The organism is Pseudomonas sp. MD195_PC81_125 (assembly GCF_014060985.1).
In the GTDB taxonomy this organism is placed as follows: domain Bacteria; phylum Pseudomonadota; class Gammaproteobacteria; order Pseudomonadales; family Pseudomonadaceae; genus Aquipseudomonas; species Aquipseudomonas parakoreensis.
Window position 1 is genome coordinate 1 of record NZ_JABULD010000277.1, and the last position, 2,398, is coordinate 2,398.

At 53.3% G+C, this 2,398-nt stretch carries 7 protein-coding genes; all 7 read right to left on the reverse strand.

The annotated features are described in order from the left end of the window. Window positions 1-162 precede the first annotated feature (162 nt). The gene (gene rpsN / locus HT737_RS12210) at window positions 163-468 is read right to left on the reverse strand and encodes a 30S ribosomal protein S14 (protein ID WP_182402676.1); all 306 of its coding nucleotides are present in this window, start codon (window positions 466-468) and stop codon (window positions 163-165) included. 13 nt (window positions 469-481) lie between these two features. Continuing rightward, window positions 482-1,021, reverse strand: a complete 540-nt coding sequence (gene rplE, locus HT737_RS12215; RefSeq protein ID WP_003210069.1) for a 50S ribosomal protein L5 — start codon at window positions 1,019-1,021, stop codon at window positions 482-484. A gap of 20 nt (window positions 1,022-1,041) precedes the next feature. After that, entirely contained in the window at window positions 1,042-1,356 is a 315-nt protein-coding gene (rplX, locus tag HT737_RS12220) for a 50S ribosomal protein L24 (protein WP_003186046.1), read from the reverse strand. 11 nt (window positions 1,357-1,367) lie between these two features. After that, on the reverse strand, window positions 1,368-1,736 hold the full coding sequence (gene rplN / locus HT737_RS12225; protein WP_002555479.1) for a 50S ribosomal protein L14: 369 nt from the start codon (window positions 1,734-1,736) through the stop codon (window positions 1,368-1,370). 23 nt (window positions 1,737-1,759) lie between these two features. Continuing rightward, entirely contained in the window at window positions 1,760-2,026 is a 267-nt protein-coding gene (gene rpsQ, locus HT737_RS12230) for a 30S ribosomal protein S17 (RefSeq protein WP_003194644.1), read from the reverse strand. A gap of 2 nt (window positions 2,027-2,028) precedes the next feature. Then, window positions 2,029-2,220: a 50S ribosomal protein L29 gene (rpmC, locus tag HT737_RS12235; RefSeq protein ID WP_002555481.1), complete on the reverse strand. Its 192-nt coding sequence runs from the start codon at window positions 2,218-2,220 to the stop codon at window positions 2,029-2,031. Further along, on the reverse strand, window positions 2,220-2,398 hold a 179-nt coding region (locus HT737_RS12240; RefSeq protein WP_182402678.1), incomplete at its 5' end, for a ribosomal protein L16. The genes rpmC and HT737_RS12240, both read right to left, overlap by 1 nt.

A 2,398-nucleotide genomic window follows, 5' to 3' on the forward strand; every position in this document is an offset into this window, starting at 1 on the left:
CACGAAAAAAAACACGGGGCTCAGGGCGAGCCCGGTCATTCTAGACACACCCCCACGAAAATGAAATCAAAGCCCCCAAAAAGGGGCTTCGAATTTCAAATTCAAAGGCCACCCGATGGTCAGGTTCTTGCGACCCCCGACCATCAAAGCTTTGACAGCCGATTACCAGCTGGCTTTAACCAGACCTGGAACGTCACCACGCATTGCCGCTTCACGCAGTTTGTTACGGCCCAGGCCGAACTTGCGGTAAACGCCGTGCGGACGACCAGTCAGGCGGCAACGGTTACGCATGCGCGAAGCGCTTGCGTCACGTGGTTGCTTCTGCAGAGCTACGGTCGCTTCCCAACGCGCTTCTGGACTTGCGTTCAGATCAACGATGATAGCTTTCAGCGCTGCACGCTTGACGGCGTACTTGACAACAGTGAGCTGACGCTTCAGCTCACGGTTTTTCATGCTCTTCTTGGCCATTTTCCTACTCCAATCAGTTGCGGAACGGGAATTTGAAAGCACGCAGCAGAGCGCGGCCTTCATCATCGTTCTTGGCAGTGGTGGTCAGGGTAATGTCCAGACCGCGGAGAGCATCGATCTTGTCGTAGTCGATTTCCGGGAAAATGATCTGCTCTTTCACGCCCATGCTGTAGTTGCCACGACCATCGAAGGACTTGGCATTCAGACCGCGGAAGTCGCGAACCCGAGGCAGGGAGATCGACAGCAGACGATCCAGGAACTCGTACATACGCTCACGGCGCAGAGTCACTTTGACACCGATCGGCCATCCTTCACGGACTTTAAAGCCAGCGATGGATTTACGAGCGTAGGTCACAACGACTTTTTGGCCGGTGATCTTTTCCAGGTCAGCAACAGCGTGCTCGATGACTTTTTTGTCGCCGATCGCTTCGCCCAGACCCATGTTCAGGGTGATTTTGGTAACGCGCGGAACTTCCATCACGTTCGAAAGCTTAAGTTCTTCCTTAAGTTTCGGAGCGATTTCCTTCCGGTAAATCTCTTTTAGTCGTGCCATGGTCTTCTACCTAGCAGTGTTCAAGCATCAACCGCTTTTTGGGTCGACTTGAAGACACGAATTTTCTTACCGTCTTCTACTTTGAAACCAACGCGGTCAGCCTTGTTGGTTTCGCCGTTGAAGATGGCGACGTTGGAAGCGTGCAGTGGCGCTTCTTTCTCGACGATACCGCCCTGTACGCCCGACATCGGGTTAGGCTTGGTATGACGCTTGACCAGGTTCAGACCACCAACAACCAGACGGTTGTCAGCAAGAACCTTCAGCACCTTACCGCGCTTACCTTTGTCTTTGCCGGCGATCACGATGATCTCGTCGTCACGACGAATCTTTTGCATGTCGGATCTCCTTACAGCACTTCTGGGGCGAGCGAGACGATCTTCATGAACTTCTCAGTACGAAGTTCACGGGTCACTGGCCCAAAGATACGGGTGCCGATCGGCTCTTGCTTGTTGTTCAGAAGAACAGCAGCGTTGCCATCAAAGCGGATAATGGAGCCATCAGCACGACGTACGCCGTGACGAGTGCGGACTACAACAGCAGTCATCACTTGGCCTTTTTTCACTTTACCGCGAGGAATTGCTTCCTTCACGGTAACTTTGATGATGTCACCGATACCAGCGTAACGACGATGGGAGCCACCCAGCACCTTGATGCACATAACACGGCGAGCGCCGCTGTTATCGGCCACATCGAGCATGGATTGAGTCTGAATCATATAATTTCTCCGACCCCTAGCCCTTAGACTTCCACAGCGCGTTCGAGAACATCAACCAGCGCCCAAGACTTGGTCTTGGCCATCGGACGAGTTTCACGAATAGTGACTTTGTCGCCGATGTGGCACTGATTGGTTTCGTCGTGCGCGTGCAGCTTAGTCGAACGCTTAACGTATTTACCGTAGATCGGGTGCTTAACGCGACGCTCGATCAGAACGGTGATGGTTTTGTCCATCTTGTCGCTGACAACACGGCCAGTCAGCGTACGGACAGTTTTTTCGGCTTCAGCCATGATCACTTACCTGCCTGCTGGTTGAGCACAGTCTTCACGCGAGCGATGTCACGCTTAACTTGCGAGAGCAGATGAGACTGCCCCAACTGGCCAGTTGCTTTCTGCATGCGCAGATTGAACTGGTCGCGCAGCAAGCCGAGCAGTTGCTCGTTCAGCTGCTGTGCGGATTTTTCACGAAGTTCATTCGCTTTCATCACATCACCGTCCGTTTAACAAAGGAGGTGGCGAGCGGCAGCTTTGCAGCAGCCAGGGCGAAAGCCTCACGCGCCAGCTCTTCAGAAACACCCTCGATTTCATACAGGACTTTGCCTGGCTGAATCTGGGCAACCCAGTATTCCACGTTACCCTTACCTTTACCCATACGAACCTCGA

What these genes read in the sequence shown, in the direction of transcription:
- rpsN (WP_182402676.1), bottom strand. Translation starts at nt 468, where the DNA reads ATGGCCAAGAAGAGCATGAAAAACCGTGAGCTGAAGCGTCAGCTCACT.
- rplE (WP_003210069.1), bottom strand. Translation starts at nt 1,021, where the DNA reads ATGGCACGACTAAAAGAGATTTACCGGAAGGAAATCGCTCCGAAACTT.
- rplX (WP_003186046.1), bottom strand. Translation starts at nt 1,356, where the DNA reads ATGCAAAAGATTCGTCGTGACGACGAGATCATCGTGATCGCCGGCAAA.
- rplN (WP_002555479.1), bottom strand. Translation starts at nt 1,736, where the DNA reads ATGATTCAGACTCAATCCATGCTCGATGTGGCCGATAACAGCGGCGCT.
- rpsQ (WP_003194644.1), bottom strand. Translation starts at nt 2,026, where the DNA reads ATGGCTGAAGCCGAAAAAACTGTCCGTACGCTGACTGGCCGTGTTGTC.
- rpmC (WP_002555481.1), bottom strand. Translation starts at nt 2,220, where the DNA reads ATGAAAGCGAATGAACTTCGTGAAAAATCCGCACAGCAGCTGAACGAG.